The following is a 15,644-nucleotide window of genomic DNA, read 5'->3' as shown; positions in this document are numbered from 1 at the left end:
GGCAGTCGCCGAGCGCGCCGAGCGCGAGCAGGGAACGGACCAGCGGCAGCACCGCGCCACCCCGGGCGAGCTGCAACTCGGTGAGCCCCCGCCAGACCGCTGTCCGCTCGGTGGTGGGGCTGAGCGTCGCGACGGCCCGCCGGACGATCGGTGCGAGCCGGCCGTCCGCGCCGAGCAGCCCGGCCGCCCTGGTCGTGGCGATCAGTTCGTCCACTCCGGCCGGGTCCCGGCCCAGCAGCGCGCCGAGCATGCTCACCGGCAGCGCCCCGCCGGCCGCGACAGCGAGCAGCAGTCGCCGTACCCCGGCGGGCTGGACGTCCAGGTCCGGCCCGAATTCGAGGATGACGGAGCGGGGTGGGTCCACGATGCCGGTCCGAATCTCCGCGCCGGCCAGGCCGCGGGCCAGCCGTGCCACGTCCCGGGGTACGCCGGCAGTCTGCGTGTGGACGAAGTCGACCAGGTCGGCCGGGCGGCCCAGCTCGGGCGTGGTGGCGATATGGGCGGCGATCTGCTCCCGGGTGAACGGTGTGAGCAGCACGGCCTGCCCGTCGCGTCGCAGAGCGTCGACCAGCTCACTGAACGCCGCCGAACGGGGCCACGGGCGGTGGGCGACCACCAGCCGGTGTCGCCGGCCCGCGACCAGACGCAGCAGCGCTTCGATCCGTGCGTCGTCGAGCAGGTGCGCGTCGTCGACCAGCACCACCGTGTCGGGGTCGACCGACTCATCCGGCTCCGGGGCGGCCGTGCGGACGGCGATCCCGGCGCGCTGGTGAACGCGCTCCAATTCGGTGAGGAACGCGGTTTTTCCGTGACCGGCCGGGCCGGCGACGCCGACGGCGAGTGGGCCGCTCGGGTCCTGCGCGACCGTGTCCAGTAGCGCCTGCAACCCCCTGTCCAGGATCAACCCTGGTGCGGCGAGGTCATTCATGATCATCGGGGTCATCCTTCGCGTCCGCGGCCGCGGGCCAGCGCCAGGCGGGACGGCTTCGGCAGTTCCAGTGGGAGGACCCGGACCGGGGGCCGCGGTGGCGGATCGCCCGGAACGGTGTGATGAGCGCGGCGTGGTGCCGGGAGGGTGGCCCGCCCGGCGCCGCTGACCGGGGCCGGAACTCGGGCCGGCGCTGTCTGGCGAGGGCGTGGTGACACCACCTGGCAGGCGGCCATCGCCGCCCCGGTGGCGGCGGTCAACTGTGCGTCCGGCTCCACCTCGACGGGCACCGCGAGAGCCGCGCCGATCAGCTCGGTCACGAGCGGGACCCGGGTGGAGCCGCCGGCCAGCAGGACGCCGTCGAGCTGCGCCGGAGTCAGGTCGGCACTGCGCACGGCCCGGAGCAGGAGGTCGACGGTGGCCTGCACCGTCGGGCGGATCATGGCCTCGAACTGCGCCCGGGTCACCGGCACCCGCGCCGGGCCGCTCGGCAGGGTCAGCACCACGTCGGCCGTGAGGTCGACGGTCAGCACCCGCTTGACCCGGTCACACTCCGCGCGCAGCCCGCGCAGCGCGGCCTGGGCCCCGCGACGCCCGGTCGCGGCCAACTCCCGAGCCAGCACGGTACGGGCATGCTCGGCGAGCGCCTCGTCGAAGTCGGCGCCACCGATCGAGTCGAGACCCTGCGGGGTGCCGAACGTCTCGTACGTGCCGCGCGGGGTGCGGCGCACCAGAGCCGCCTCGAAACTGTTGCCCCCGAGGGCGTAGATGACGGCAGTGCTTCCCGCGAACCCCCGAGCGGCGTGGCTCTCGGCGACGGTGACCGTGCGGGGCAGCAACGTCACGTGCCGTAGACCGAGGTCCGACAGGGCCCGGTGCAGCACCTCCCGCCGGTAGGGGCGCCACCCTGCCGGGTGGCTGAGCACTATCGCCTCGGCGGCCCCGCCCTCCAGGGCGTGGACCCGCTCGACCACCCACGCCGCCAGTTCGGCGGTCAGCGTCTGCGGCGTGCACGGCTCGCCGCCAAGCAGCACCGGCACGTCGTCGCCGATCCGGTGGACGAAGTCCCGGGTGGTGCGGCTGCCGTCGTCGGTCACCGGCTCGCCGACGCGCAGCGAACCGTCCTCGACCAGGCACAGCACCGAAGGCATGAGGGGTGAGCCGGCGCTCAGCGGGACGGCTTCGGGACGGGTCCAGGTCGTGCCGCGTCGCCGTGCGACGGCGGCGGCCGTGTTGCTGCTTCCGATGTCTATCCCCAGGACGTACGGCATCGTCTCTGTCTCTCCCCGTGAGTCAGCCTGTCGGTGGCGATGGCGTCGGCTGCCCGACGACCCACCCCCGGCGAACCCCGCGGGCTCCTACGTTCGTACCAGAGATCAGTCCCTGGTCGGGACCCTAATCTCGACGGGACGGTTTCCCCCTGTCCCCCTAACGTACGAGGTGGCGCAGCCCCTAGTTCAACCGACCCGGATGCGGGCTCAGCCCCGATGCCCGGGGGTGAGCCCCGGCAATAGCGTCGTCACCGTCGACGTACGACACCCCGCCAATGCCACATCCGAGGAGAACCGGCACATGGACTCGCAGCAGACGCTCCACGACTTCGTGCTCGACCTACTGACGAACCCGGATGCGCGGTCGGCCTTCGACCTCGACCCCGAGGGTGCGTTGCGGGGCGCCGGGCTCACCGACATCACCGCTGCGGACGTGCAGGACGTCGTACCGCTGGTCGTCGACTACGCGCCGGGTGCCGGTCTCGCGCCGTTGGCCTCGCCGGTCGGGCAGCTCGGGCTGGACCCGCTGCTCACCGACACCACCGACGTGGTGGGTCAGTTGCAGAGCGTGGCGCAGCAGATCAGCGTCACCAGCTCGCCCAGTGGCGTGGACGTCAAGGCCGGCGTGCTCGGCGCCATCGCTGTCGACCCGTCGACCGCCGCCGCCGGGGTCACCGTGCTGCCGGGCATCGGTCTGGGTGTCGGCCCGTCCGGCCTCGACACCGACCTGGCCGGTGTCTCCGACGTGGCGCACACCCTCGACGCCGACGTGGTGCAGCCGGTGGACGCGATCGCTGACCCGGTGCTCGGGGACGTCACCGGCACCGTCGGCGACCCGAGCGGTCTGCTCGGCGTCACCGACTCGAACCTGATCGGCGGCGACCTGACCGGCGGTGTCCTCTCCGGCACCCACGGTCAGCTCGGCGGGGTCGTCAGCTCCCTCGGTGTCGACGACACCCTTGGCGGGCTGGGCCTCGGGCACGGCGACGGCATCGTCGGCGGGGTCCCGCCGCTCGACGTGTCGTCGACGGTGGGCGGCGTGACGCACCAGGTGGACAGCCTCCTCCCCGGTGTCACCGACACGGTCGGTGACGTGACCGGTGGGGTCACCGATGGTGTGCTCGGCGGCGACTCGCACGCCTCGTCCGATCACGGGCTGCTGGGTATCACCGGCGGTCTGCTCTGATCCGGAATCCCGGTCGGAGCGGAGGGCCGGATCGTCTCGGGCGATCCGGCCCTTCCCGGTTCCACATCCGGTCCCTCTTGATAATTGAGCCGAAATCCGCACACTTGGTGCGGTGATGGCCGGGATCTGGTTGGACGTGCTGGACGAAATCGCCCGCACGTGCAGTGCACACGGTCGCGGTGACCTACTTCAGACGGTGCGGCAGAAGCGCGCGCAACTGCTGGACCCGACGCTGCGTGTCCTGGTCATCGGCGAGCCGAACCAGGGCAAGAGTCAGCTGATCAACGCGATCATCAACGCTCCGGCCTGCCCGGTCGGCGACGGCCGGACGACAGTCCTGCCGACCGTGGTGCGGCACGCCGAGGCCCCCACCGCGGCGGTGGCGCAGGCGCCACCATCAGCCCCGGGGCACCCCATCGGCGCCGCCGACGCGATGGCCGTCGAGCGGACCCCGGTGGCGCTCAACCAGGTCGCGGCGGGCGTGGCCGGCCTGGTCGGTCGTCGGCCGGGCGGCGGCCCGGCGTACGTCGAGATCGGAGTGCCCCGTGCGCTGCTCGGTGCCGGGTTGGTGCTGGTGGACACTCCCGGCACCGACGAGGTCGCCGGCATCGGCGCCGCCGCTCCGGTCGCCGCGCCGGCCCGCGCGGACACCGTGCTGCTGGTCTCCGACTCCACTCGGGAGTTGTCGGTCGCCGAGCTGAACATGCTGCTGCACATCATGCGTTCGCATCCGAACGTGGTGGTGGTGCAGAGCAAGACCGATCTGGTGGCGGACTGGCGGACTGTCGCCGAGCGCAACCGGCAGCACCTGGCCGAGGCGGGGGTTCCGGCGACGCTGATCCCGGTTTCGGCGGCGCTGCGACTGCGCGCGGCCGCCGCCGACGACCGTGGGCTCAACGCCGAGTCGGGCTTCCCCGCGTTGATCGCCCGCCTGCAAGGTGACCTGGCCGGCAAGGCCGACCACCTGGCCCGGGCGGCGGTCCAGACGGTGGCCCGGACGGTGGTGGAGCAGTTGGCCGCGCCGCTGCGCGCCGAGTTGGCGACCCAGGAGGCCGAGGAGCAGTCCGGGCCGATCTCCCGTCTGCACGCGGCGCAGCGCGAGGTCGACGAGTTGCGCCGGTGCTCCACCCGGTGGCAGAACACGCTGACCGACGAGATCACCGACCTGCTCGCCGACCTTGAGTACGACCTGCGTGACCGGACCAGACAGATCCTGCGCGCGGTGGACGAGGCGTTCGACACCGCGGACCCGTTGGTCGCCTGGGACACCTTCCAGGACTGGCTGGAGCGGAGCCTGGTGGAGGCGGCGGAGGCGAACCACGAGTGGCTGATCCAGCGCTGTGACTGGATCGCCCGGCGGGTGGCCGCCAACTTCGACAGGTACGGCTACGACGTGCTGCCGCCCTGGTCGATGACGATGCCGGACGACATCGGCGAGCGACTGCCCGACCTGCAACGGCCGACGATCGACAGGTTCACCACCGGTCAGAAGCTGTTCACCGGCATGAAGGGCTCGTACGGCGGCATGCTGATGTTCGGTCTGGCGACCACCCTGGCCGGCATGCCGATGATCAATCCGGTTTCGGTCGGCATCGGGGCGCTCTTCGGCGGCAAGAGCATCCGTGACGAGAGCAAGCAGTTGCTCCGTCGGCGGCAGGCGACGGTCAAGACGGCCATCCAGCGGCATGTCGACGATTTCTTCGTCCGGATCATCCGAGACTGCCGCGACGCCGCCCGGCAGGTGCAGCGGATGCTGCGCGACCACTTCACGGGGCTGACCGAGGAGTTGCAGGAGGCCATCGTGCAGTCGTTCCGCAGCGCGAAGCAGGAGGCCGACACCGATGCCTCGGTGCGCGAGCAGCGGCAGCGCGAGATCCGGCTGAAGATGACCAGGTTGGCGGCGGTGTACGAGCAGGCTCAGCAGTTGACCGGCGCCCGTTCCGCCCCGCTGCTGTTGGAGCCGCAGGCATGACCGTGGGAGTGCGCCTGGACGAGGCGGCGTGGGGGTTGCTGCACCAGGCCATCGAGCTGTACCAGGACAATCCCCGGGCCGTCGCCGAGCTTCGGCAACAGGTGGCCCGGTTGGAGCAGCCGCTGCGGATCGCCATCGTCGGCCCGTGGCGATCGGGTAAGTCGACGGTGCTCAACGCGTTGATGGGTGAGGAGGTCGCGCCGGTCGAGCGGGCGGACGGGGCCTTCACCTGGTACGAGGACGGTGCCGCGCCGCGTGCCACCGCCTACCCGGTCGGGCAGCCACCGCAGGAGTTGGCGGTGGTGAAGTCGGCGACCGGGCTGCGGGTGGATCTGGGCTGGGGCGCGGGGGAGGTGCGGGACATCGTCGTGCGGTGGCCGACGCGGGCGCTGCGGCAGATCACGCTGATCGACACTCCGGCGGTCACCGGTGGCGCCGAGCAGGGCCGGGCACCGGTGTTGGAGCGGGTGTTGCGCGACTCGGACGCGGTGTTGTACCTGACCCGCGACGGTCGCGACAGCGACCTGCGGGTGCTGGAGTCCGCACGGGACAGCGCCGTCGGGCAGTCCGCTCCGGTCAACGTGATCGTGGTGCTGTCCCGCGCCGACGAGACCGGTGGCGGCCGGATCGACGGCCTGCTCACGGCCCGACAGCTCGCTCGCCGGCACTACCGCGACCCGAGGGTGAACGCGCTCAGCGTCAACGTCGTGGCGTGCAGCGGCATGATCGGCCTGGCCGGCCGGTTGCTCGGTGAATCCGATTTCGCCGCGCTCGCGACAGTGGCTCAGGTGCCCCGGGCGGAGCTGGACACCCACCTCATCTCCGCCGACCGCTTCCTCAGCGGCGAGCTGCCGGTACGGCTGGACACCGAGGTACGCGCCGCGCTGCTGGGCCGGTTTGGGATCTTCGGTGTCCGGCTGGCGGCCACGCTGGTGCGCAGCGGGTTCGACAGCCGGGTGAAGCTCTCCGCCGAGTTGATTCGGCGAAGTGGTCTCACCGAGCTGCGTGAGTCGCTGACGCGGTCCTTCATCGATCGCCGCGACGCCCTCAAGGCGCGGTCCGCGCTGGCCGCGGTGGAGGCGCTGCTGCGGGCCGAGCCGACTCGGGGCTCCGCCGAGCTGGTCGGCGCGGTGGAGCAGATCCTCGCCGGCGCGCACGAGTTCCGGGAGCTGCGCCTGCTGGTGGCGCTGCGGAACACCCGGCTGGGGTTCGACGCGGAGCTGGCCGCCGAGGCGCAACGGCTGGTCGGCGGCGACGGGGTGGGCCTTGCGGCTCGGCTCGGTGTCGAGCATGAGGCCGACGTGCGGCAACTCTGGGAGGTCGCCGCCGAGGCGCAGTGGCGGTGGCGGGACCGAGCGGAGGATCCTCTGCTCCCGCTGGCGCAGCGCCGTGGCGCTCAGGTCGTCGTCCGCAGTTGCGAGGGGATGATCGCCGAGCTGGCCGCGGGCGGGCGCTGAGCACCTGCCTGGTCGGCATCGGACGCGAGTGAGGGACGGCAGTGGAGGCCGTCCCTCACTCGTGTCGCGCCGGGATCAGCGCGGCTCGTACGTCTGACAGTCCGCGATGTCCTGACCCGGACCTACCCGGATGGACGGCGCGTGGCACTCCAGCTCGGCGTTGTGCTGACAGTCGGACCGCTTGCAGGCACCGACCTGGGCGATGACGCGGTCCAGCCCGCCCTTCGCCGAGGTGTCGATGAACGTGGCGCAGCTGGCGTTCTGCTGCCCGATGGTGATGGCGAACGCGTGGCAGCCGTCGTGGTTGTAGCCGCAGTCGGTGACTGTGCACTCGTGTACCCGCGGCATCTCCAGCATGTCGGTCATGGGGATCTCGCTTCCGTCGGTGGCACCGGGTCATCTCCATACCCGGCTCCGACCGGACAATTCCCTATCTTTTGGGGCGTTTTGTGTAGGACAGCCTTGCCTAACCGCCGATGACGGCAACTCAGGCGCAGGTGTCGGGACCGGAGCCCTCCGACTGTGGATCGTGCCCCGAAAACCGTTATTCGATCTCGCTTCACACAGTCGCCCCTGACCTGCGGAGATAACGCTCTCACGGATGCTGGGAGAGTGCTTGACGCGCCCGTGATCCGACCGCAACGATGCATTCACATGTCTCGTCCCACCACCGCCTGGCGTGATCGGCGCACGCCGTCCCCCCGCACCGCGAAAGGACCCCACTGTGCGCAGATCCCTGAGATCGTGGCTCGGCCTCGCGCTGAGCGCGATCCTCGTGGCGGGCGGCATCGTCGCCTCGCCACCCACTGCCAGTGCCGCACCGTTCACCGTGCTGGTCTTCAGCAAGACCGCCGGGTTCCGGCACGGATCCATCACCCCGGGCATCGCCGCGATCCAGCAACTCGGTGCGGCAAACGGCTTCACCGTCGAGGCCACCGAGGACGCCGCCCAGTTCACCGACGCCAACCTGGACCGGTTCGCCGCGGTGATCTGGCTCTCCACCACCGGTGACGTTCTCAACGCCGCCCAGCAGGCCGCGTTCGAGCGCTACATCACCGGCGGCGGTGGGTACGTCGGCGTGCACTCCGCCTCCGACACCGAGTACGACTGGCAGTGGTACGGGGGACTGGTCGGGGCGTACTTCGCCTCGCACCCGGCCGAGCAGAACGTCACGGTCAAGGTCGCCGACCAGGTGCACCCGTCCACAGCGGGGCTGCCGCAGCGGTGGAGCCGGTTCGACGAGTTGTACAACTACCGGACCAACCCCCGGGGCAACGCGCACGTGCTGGCCACCCTGGACGAGACCACCTACACCGGCGGCAGCATGGGTGCCGACCACCCGATCTCCTGGTGCCAGAACTACTCCGGCGGTCGAGCCTGGTACACCGGCCTGGGGCACACCGACGCGTCGTACACCGAGGCGAACTTCCGTCAGCACCTGCTCGGCGGCATCCGGACGGCCGCCGGCGCGGTCGACGCCGACTGTGGCCCCACCGTCACCAGCAGCTTCCAGCAGGTGGAGCTGGCCAAGGGCGCGGCCGAGACCGGCGAGCCGATGAGCCTCACCGTCCTGCCGGACCGGGGCGTGCTGCACACCTCCCGCAACGGCGTGATCCGGCACACCGACGCCGCCGGCAACACCAAGATCGCCGCCACCCTGCCGGTCTACACCGGCGACGAGGAGGGTTTGCAGGGCATCAAGGCCGACCCGAACTTCGCCACCAACCGCTGGGTGTACGCGTACTTCGCCCCACCACTGAGCACCCCTGGCGGTGGTGCGCCCGCCGAGGGCACGCCGGCCCAATTCGCCGTCTGGGAGGGTGTCAACCGGTTGGCCCGGTTCACTGTGAACGCGGACAACACCATCAACCTGGCGAGCGAGACGTTGATCCTCAACGTGCCGACCAGCCGGGGCATGTGCTGCCACGTCGGCGGCGACATGGACTTCGACGCGGCCGGCAACCTCTACCTGTCCACAGGTGACGACACCAACCCGTTCGACTCGGCCGGCTTCACCCCGATCGACGAGCGGGCGGGCCGTAACCCGGCGTTCGACGCGCAGCGCACCTCGGCGAACAGCAACGACCTGCGCGGCAAGGTCCTCCGGATCAAGCCGAGCGCGGCCGGCGGCTACACCATCCCGGCCGGCAACATGTTCGCCCCGGGCACCGCGCGGACCCGCCCGGAGGTCTACGCGATGGGCTTCCGCAACCCGTTCCGGATGAGCGTGGACAAGGCCACCGGCATCGTCTACCTCGGTGACTACGGCCCCGACGCGGGCACCGCCGACCCGAACCGGGGGCCGGCGGGCAACGTCGAGTTCGCCCGGATCGACAGGCCCGGCTTCTACGGCTGGCCGTACTGCACCGCCCGCAACGACGCCTACAACGACTACACCTTCCCGTCCGGGCCGTCCGGGGCGAAGTTCAACTGCGCCGGTGGGCCGGTGAACAACTCGCCAAACAACACCGGCATCACCCAGCTGCCGCCGGCCGTTCCGGCCTGGTTGCCGTACGGCGGCTCCGGCTCGCCGCCGGAGTTCACCGGCGGTGGCCTCTCGCCGATGGGCGGGCCGGTCTACCGGTACGACCGCAACAACACCTCGCCCGTGGCGTTCCCCGAGTACTACGACGGGACCTACTTCGCCGGTGAGTTCGGTCGCCGCTGGATCAAGAACATCAAGCTCGACGCGTCCGGCCAACCGCTGAAGATCAACCCGTTCCCGTGGACCGGCACCCAGGTCATGGACATGGAGTTCGGCCCGGATGGCGCGCTCTACGTGCTGGACTACGGCACCGGCTGGTTCAACGGCGACGCCAACTCGGCGCTCTACCGGATCGAGTACGCCCGCGAGGGCAGAGCACCCATCGCCAGGGCCTCGGCCACCCCGACCAGTGGCACCGCGCCGCTGACAGTGGCCTTCTCCTCGGCCGGCACCCTCGACCCGGACGGGGACCCGTTCACCTACGCCTGGGACTTCGACAACAACGGCACCACCGACTCGACCGCGGCGAACCCGAGCTTCACGTACACCACGAACGGAACCCGCAGCCCGACGCTGACGGTCCGGGACACCACCGGAAAGACGGCCACCGCGAGCGTGGTCGTCACTGTCGGCAACAGCGCCCCGGTGGTCACCGTCAACACCCCGTTGAACGGGCAGACCTTCACCTTCGGGGACGCCGTGCCGTTCTCCGTGACTGTCACCGACGCCCAGGACGGCGCGATCAACTGCGCCCGGGTGAAGGTGAACTACGTCCTCGGCCACGACTCGCACGGCCACCAGCTCGGTAGCGTGCAGGGCTGCACCGGGGTCATCCAGACCTCGAAGGACGGCGAGCACGACGCGGCGGCGAACATCTTCGGCATCATCGACGCCGAGTACACCGACCTGGGTGGAGGTGGCCAGCCGGCGCTGACCACGCACACCCAGGCTGTCCTGCAACCTCGGGTACGCCAGGCCGAGCACTTCGGTGACTCGTCCGGCATCCAGATCGTCGCCGGGGCGGCGGGCAACGGCGGCGCGGCGGTCGGTTATGTCGACAACAACGACTGGATCTCGTTTAGCCCGTACAACCTGACCGGCGTCCAGTCGTTCAGCGCCCGGGTCGGCGCACCGGCCGGTGGTGGCGGCACGCTGGAGTTGCGGGTCGACTCGCCCACCGGCCCGCTCGTCGGTTCGGCCACCGTCACCTCCACCGGCGGGTACGCCACCTTCGCCACGGTCACCGGCGCGGTCACCGCCCCGACCGGCACCCGGACCCTGTTCCTGGTCTTCAAGGGCACCGGCCCGTACTTCGACATCGACGAGTTCACCCTCTCCACCAGCCCCGGCGGTCCCGGACCTGACCCGGACCCGGACCCGGATCCCGAGCCGGGCGCCAACCTGGCCCGGGGCAAGCCGGCGCGCGCGTCCAGCTTCGAGGGCGCGTTCACCGCGGCGAACGCGTTCGACGGCGTGGCCGGGACCCGGTGGGGCAGCGCCTTCGGGGACCCACAGTGGATCGACGTTGACCTCGGCGCCACGTACGCCATCAACCGGGTCAAGCTGACCTGGGAGGCGGCGTACGGCAGTGGCTACCAGATCCAGACCTCGCCGGACGGGGTCAACTTCACCACGATCCGTACGGTGACCGGCGGTGACGGCGGGGTGGACGACCTGACCGGGCTCAGCGGCTCCGGCCGGTACATCCGGCTCCTCGGCACCACCCGGGGGACCGCCTGGGGCTACTCGCTGTTCGAGTTCGAGGTGTACGGCGGCGGCGGTGGAACCGGTCCGCCCGGCGGCAACCTGCTGCTGAACAAGCCGACGTCGACGTCCAGCAACGAGGGGGCCGACGTGTCCGGCGCCCAGGCGGTCGACGGCAGCCTCACCACCCGCTGGTCGAGCACGTTCTCCGACCCCCAGTGGATCCGCGTCGACCTCGGCAGCCCCACCGCGATCGGTCGGGTCAAGCTGAGCTGGGAGGCGGCGTACAGCAGCGCGTACCAGATCCAGACGTCGAACGACGGCACCACCTGGACCACGGTGAAGACGGTGACCGGGGCCGACGGCGGCGTGGACGAGCACACCGCCCTCGGCGCCAACGGCCGCTACCTGCGGATCCTTGGCACGGCCCGGGGCACCGGATATGGCCACTCGCTCTGGGAGTTGGAGGCCTACGCCAGCTGAACCACCACCGGTGATGTGGCCGGCACGGGGATCCGTGCCGGCCACGTCCGTTCACAGCCTTGCATATACCGCCTGTCGGTATATGCTCCCTGGTATGGCTGAGGCTCCACTGCGGGAACCGACGTTCCTGGTGCTCACCGCGCTGGCGGAGGCACCCATGCATGGGTACGCCGTCATCGAGGACGTACTGCGCATCTCCGACGGCCGGGTGCGCCTGCGCGCCGGCACCCTCTACGCCGTCCTCGACCGACTCCGCGTCGACGGCCTCATCGAGGTCGAGCGCGAGGAGGTCGTGCAGTCCCGACTGCGCCGCTACTACCGCCTCACCGCGTTGGGCGCGCGGCGGCTCAGCGAAGAGGCGGCCCGCCTGCGACACAACGCGGACGCCGCTCGGGTGCGGCTGCGCCGCGGCGGCCTACTGACCGACGGGGGTGCGGCGTGAGCGGCGACGAGCTGGAGCGCGGTTACCGGCGACTGCTGGCCGTCTATCCCTGGGAACACCGGCGGGTGTACGAGGACGAGATGCTGGCCGTGCTCCTCGCCGGTGCGCGACCGGGTCAGCGTCGACCTGACGCCGCCGACGTGCGGAATCTGGTCGGCGCCGGATTGCGGGCGCGGCTGCGGGTGGGCGCACGGGGGTTCACCGAGCCGAGCTGGGCCGACGCGGCGACGGTGACCGGCCTGCTGATCGGGGTCGTCCTGCTGGCCCTCGCCGCGAAGGGACTGCTCAACCAGCTCGTCCGTGCGCCAGGCCTACCGCCCGGGTTCGCGCCGAGCGGCCCGGATCCCGTCGACTGGCTGCGCGTCGCCGGCTGGGCGGGCGTCTGCGCCGCGGTGCTGATCGGGTGGCGTTGGCTCGCCGCCGGTCTGGCCTGGGCCGGCGTGCTCGGCTGGGGTGCGCTCGTCGCCCCGCAGACCGGTGACAACCCGACGTACGTGGTGGACATGCTGCCGCAGCTCGCCCTCGCCGTGGTGGGTGCCGCCGCGCTCACCGTGCCGGCGCCGCGTCGCCGGGCGATCGCGCTGCTGGGCGTACGCCGACTGCTGGCACTGGTGCTCGCCCCAACCGCGATGGTCGCGCTGTTGGTGGCGAACCGGGTGGGCAGTCCCACTTTCGACTTGTCTGCCGATGGGGCGTCCTACCAGGTCTTGTACAGCCTTGAGGCGAGCAGTGAACTGGTCATCTGGCTCTACGTCGCGGGCCTGGCGGCCGCCGCGTCGGCCATGGTGATCGTGGTGGTCACGCTCACCCCGGAGGTACGCCGACGGATCGTCGTCATGCTCCTGCCCGTGGCGGCCCTCGCCCTGGTGATCGACAATGCCCTGGCGGGGTGGGTCACCTCGACGATGAACATGGGGCACGCCATCCCCCTGGTGCCGGCGCAGTGGGCGATGCTGGTGCTGGTCGCGCCGGTGACCTTCCTGGCCGGGGCGCTGCTTGTGCGACGTCGAGAGGAGACCCTGCGCATGGTCGCCCTCGGCCGAAACGCGGACCGCGAGCAGAACGGCTAGTCGTCGGCGACGGACACCGGCTCCGAGCCGATGCAGCGCACCTTCAACTCGTACTCCCGATTCGCCCCCTGGAACGTGACCTCCACGTCGTCGTCCGGACCCCGGTCCACGTCGCGGACCCGGTAGCCCTGCGCGGGCGCCCAGGAGACGAGGCGTACGCCGCCGACGCCGCACTCGGCGACGGCAGTGCCGCCGTCCGTGGCGAACCCCCGGCGGGCCCCGGAGCTGGCGCTCGGCGCGGTGCCTGTCGTGCCCGGCGGGGCCGAGGCGGCGCCCGTCGTGCCCGGTCCGGCTGTGGGCACCGGCTCTGGTGAGGCGAGCGCCCGCTCGATGTCGGCCTCGCTGCGCACCCCACCCGGGGTGCCGGTGAGACTCTCGCCCACCAACCGGATCGCGCCCAGACCGATCACTGTGGCGATGGCGGCGGTCGCCACCCACCCGGTGGCGACGAGGATCGAACGACGGCCCATCCCCTGACTATCCCCGATCCGGCCTTGTCGTTCGCACATCCGAACGCTAAGGCGTGGTTAACGTACGCGGCGTCGACGGTTGCAGCGGTTAGCCTGCCAGCTGTGGCCCGCCTGTTGCTCATCGAGGACGACCTGACGATCCGTACCCCACTGATCCGGGCCCTGCGCGAACGCGGACACGCGGTCGCGGCGGCCTCGACCGCGATGGCCGGGCTCCGCGACGCGCTGGAGGACCGACCCGACCTCGTCGTGCTCGACCTGGGCCTGCCCGACCTGGACGGCCGCGAGCTGCTGCGGATGTTGCGCGCGGTCAGCGCGGTGCCGGTCATCGTGGCCACCGCGCGCGACGACGAGACCGAGATCGTCCGGGTGCTCGACGCGGGCGCCGACGACTACGTGGTCAAACCGTTCACAGCGGCGCAGCTCGACGCCCGCGTCCGGGCGGTGCTGCGGCGGGGCCCCTCCGGCACCGAAGGGCAGGTCCCGGCGCTGGTTGTCGGCGGGCTCCGCGTCGACCCCCGGGCGCGGCAGGTGACCCTGGACGGGGTCGCGGTCGAGCTGACGCCCCGTGAGTTCGATCTGCTGCACCACCTCGCCGGCCGACCGGGCCAGGTGGTCACCAAACGTGAGCTGCTCACGGAGGTGTGGCAGATCCCGTACGGCGGCGCCGACAAGACCGTCGACGTGCACCTGTCCTGGTTGCGTCGCAAGTTGGGGGAGAACGCCCAACAGCCTCGCTACCTGCACACGGTGCGTGGTGTCGGGGTGCGTCTGGAAGCCCCGGCGGCGCAACCGTGAGGGCGCGTCTCGCGCTGCTGGTCGCCGCGGTCAGCGTCCTCACCCTCATCGCGTTCCTGGTGCCGTTGGCGTTGCTGGTACGCACCGTCGCCGAGGACCGGGCCACCGTGCGGGCCACCGCCGACGCGCAGAGCCTGGTGCCGGTGGTCGGCACCGCCGACGCGGCGACCATCCGGCTCACCGTCGAGCAACTCGCCGCGGAGTCAGGTCGACCGGTGAGCGTCTTCCTGCCCGACGGCACGGTGCTCGGCGCCCAGACACCGCGTACGCCCGCGGTGGCCCTCGCCGCGCGCGGACAGAGCCTCACCGGTGAGTCGGCGGCCGGCCGGGAGGTGGTGATCGCCGTGCAGGGCCGGGCGGACGGCACCGGGGTGATCCGGATCGCGGTGCCGCAGCACGAGCTGACCGCCGGGGTCACCCGGGCCTGGCTGGTGCTGGCGCTGCTCGGCGTGATCCTCGTGCTGATCGGGCTGCTGGTCGCCGATCGGCTGGCGCGCACCCTGGTCCGGCCGATCAGCGACCTCTCGGCCGTCTCACACCGGCTGGCCAACGCCGAGCTGGACGCCCGCGTCACGCCGGCCGGCCCACCCGAACTGCGCGAGGTGGCCGGCGCGCTCAACCACCTCGCCACCCGGATCCAGGTGCTCCTGGTACAGGAGCGCGAACAGGTCGCCGACCTGTCCCACCAGCTGCGTACGCCACTGACCGCACTGCGGCTGGAGGCGGAGTCGTTGCGTGACCCGGACGACGCCGCCCGGATAACCGCCGCCGCGGACGGGCTCGAACGCGCGGTAACCGGGCTGATCCGGCAGGCCCGGTGGCGGCACGCACCGGCACAACCGGCCTCCTCGGACGCGGCGGCGATCGTCGCCGACCGGGTCGCGTTCTGGTCGGTGCTGGCCGAGGACACCGGCCGGGCCGTCACCCTCGACCTGACACCCGGCCCTCTCCCCGTCGGTGTGGCCGCCGACAACCTGACGGCGGCCGTGGACGCCCTGCTCGGCAACGTCTTCGCGCACACCCCCGACGGGACGCCGTTCGCCGTCCGGCTCGTCCGTGAGGCGGGCGAGGCGGGCGAGGTGGTCCTGACCGTCGCCGACGAGGGGCCGGGTATGCCCGCCGGGGCGATCCGGCGGGGCGCCAGCGCGGCCGGGTCCACCGGCCTCGGCCTGGACATCGCCCGGCGTGCCGCGCAGGCCGCCGGCGGCCGACTGGAGTTGCGGACCGGCCCGCACGGCGGCGCGCAGGTGCTGCTCCGGCTCGGACCGTCGACGTCGCCAGGGGACGCATAGGCCCGGCGGTGCCGGGTAGCTGCCAGTCATGGCGCGGTATACGAAACCCGAGCTCAGAGAGCAGATCAAGGAAGAGATCCAGGCCT

At 71.7% G+C, this 15,644-nt stretch carries 12 protein-coding genes; 8 read left to right on the top strand and 4 right to left on the bottom strand.

What is annotated here, in order from left to right; all coding sequences use genetic code 11:
* On the bottom strand, window positions 1-934 hold a 934-nt coding region (locus AB0B48_RS25445), incomplete at its 3' end, for a hypothetical protein (RefSeq protein ID WP_357205828.1).
* 5 nt (window positions 935-939) lie between these two features.
* Window positions 940-2,199 (bottom strand): Hsp70 family protein, encoded by a 1,260-nt coding sequence (locus AB0B48_RS25440; RefSeq protein ID WP_357205825.1) that lies wholly within the window; start codon window positions 2,197-2,199, stop codon window positions 940-942.
* Window positions 2,200-2,500: 301 nt separating this feature from the next.
* Here AB0B48_RS25440 and AB0B48_RS25435 point away from each other — a divergent pair, with 301 nt between their 5' ends.
* From AB0B48_RS25435 to AB0B48_RS25425, 3 genes are all read left to right on the top strand, one after another.
* Window positions 2,501-3,385: an IniB N-terminal domain-containing protein gene (locus AB0B48_RS25435; protein WP_357205822.1), complete on the top strand. Its 885-nt coding sequence runs from the start codon at window positions 2,501-2,503 to the stop codon at window positions 3,383-3,385.
* A gap of 115 nt (window positions 3,386-3,500) precedes the next feature.
* Window positions 3,501-5,357, top strand: a complete 1,857-nt coding sequence (locus tag AB0B48_RS25430; RefSeq protein WP_357205831.1) for a dynamin family protein — start codon at window positions 3,501-3,503, stop codon at window positions 5,355-5,357.
* Window positions 5,354-6,814: a hypothetical protein gene (locus tag AB0B48_RS25425; RefSeq protein ID WP_357205819.1), complete on the top strand. Its 1,461-nt coding sequence runs from the start codon at window positions 5,354-5,356 to the stop codon at window positions 6,812-6,814. The genes AB0B48_RS25430 and AB0B48_RS25425 overlap by 4 nt, the downstream gene beginning before the upstream one ends.
* Window positions 6,815-6,889: 75 nt before the next feature.
* Here AB0B48_RS25425 and AB0B48_RS25420 read toward each other — a convergent pair whose 3' ends face one another.
* Entirely contained in the window at window positions 6,890-7,180 is a 291-nt protein-coding gene (locus AB0B48_RS25420) for a DUF1540 domain-containing protein (protein WP_357205816.1), read from the bottom strand.
* Between the two features lie 358 nt (window positions 7,181-7,538).
* Here AB0B48_RS25420 and AB0B48_RS25415 point away from each other — a divergent pair, with 358 nt between their 5' ends.
* The 3 genes from AB0B48_RS25415 (at window position 7,539) to AB0B48_RS25405 (ending at window position 12,998) form a co-directional block, all read left to right on the top strand.
* Complete coding sequence (locus AB0B48_RS25415) at window positions 7,539-11,486, top strand: ThuA domain-containing protein (protein WP_357205813.1); 3,948 nt, start codon at window positions 7,539-7,541, stop codon at window positions 11,484-11,486.
* Between the two features lie 94 nt (window positions 11,487-11,580).
* Window positions 11,581-11,928, top strand: a complete 348-nt coding sequence (locus AB0B48_RS25410; protein WP_357205810.1) for a PadR family transcriptional regulator — start codon at window positions 11,581-11,583, stop codon at window positions 11,926-11,928.
* Complete coding sequence (locus tag AB0B48_RS25405) at window positions 11,925-12,998, top strand: hypothetical protein (RefSeq protein ID WP_357205807.1); 1,074 nt, start codon at window positions 11,925-11,927, stop codon at window positions 12,996-12,998. Before AB0B48_RS25410 ends, AB0B48_RS25405 begins: the two co-directional genes overlap by 4 nt.
* Here the strand turns inward: AB0B48_RS25405 and AB0B48_RS25400 are convergent.
* Window positions 12,995-13,468, bottom strand: a complete 474-nt coding sequence (locus AB0B48_RS25400) for a septum formation initiator (protein ID WP_357205805.1) — start codon at window positions 13,466-13,468, stop codon at window positions 12,995-12,997. The genes AB0B48_RS25405 and AB0B48_RS25400 overlap by 4 nt on opposite strands.
* Window positions 13,469-13,570: 102 nt before the next feature.
* On the opposite strand from AB0B48_RS25400, the gene AB0B48_RS25395 reads away from it, so the two are divergent.
* Window positions 13,571-14,266, top strand: a complete 696-nt coding sequence (locus AB0B48_RS25395; RefSeq protein ID WP_357205802.1) for a response regulator transcription factor — start codon at window positions 13,571-13,573, stop codon at window positions 14,264-14,266.
* Window positions 14,263-15,558, top strand: coding sequence for a HAMP domain-containing sensor histidine kinase (locus AB0B48_RS25390; protein WP_357205799.1), 1,296 nt, complete (start codon window positions 14,263-14,265; stop codon window positions 15,556-15,558). The genes AB0B48_RS25395 and AB0B48_RS25390 overlap by 4 nt, the downstream gene beginning before the upstream one ends.
* The last annotated feature ends 86 nt before the right edge of the window (window positions 15,559-15,644 follow it).

Source organism: Micromonospora sp. NPDC049089 (genome assembly GCF_040648775.1).
Taxonomy (GTDB): Bacteria; Actinomycetota; Actinomycetes; order Mycobacteriales; family Micromonosporaceae; genus Micromonospora.
Note: the sequence above shows the minus strand (reverse complement) of the source record. Positions and strands in the feature narration are given on the sequence as shown.

Excerpts from the sequence above, each read along its gene's own strand:
- AB0B48_RS25440 (WP_357205825.1), bottom strand. The coding sequence starts at position 2,199 with ATGCCGTACGTCCTGGGGATAGACATCGGAAGCAGCAACACGGCCGCC.
- AB0B48_RS25435 (WP_357205822.1), top strand. The coding sequence starts at position 2,501 with ATGGACTCGCAGCAGACGCTCCACGACTTCGTGCTCGACCTACTGACG.
- AB0B48_RS25430 (WP_357205831.1), top strand. The coding sequence starts at position 3,501 with ATGGCCGGGATCTGGTTGGACGTGCTGGACGAAATCGCCCGCACGTGC.
- AB0B48_RS25425 (WP_357205819.1), top strand. The coding sequence starts at position 5,354 with ATGACCGTGGGAGTGCGCCTGGACGAGGCGGCGTGGGGGTTGCTGCAC.
- AB0B48_RS25420 (WP_357205816.1), bottom strand. The coding sequence starts at position 7,180 with ATGACCGACATGCTGGAGATGCCGCGGGTACACGAGTGCACAGTCACC.
- AB0B48_RS25410 (WP_357205810.1), top strand. The coding sequence starts at position 11,581 with ATGGCTGAGGCTCCACTGCGGGAACCGACGTTCCTGGTGCTCACCGCG.
- AB0B48_RS25400 (WP_357205805.1), bottom strand. The coding sequence starts at position 13,468 with ATGGGCCGTCGTTCGATCCTCGTCGCCACCGGGTGGGTGGCGACCGCC.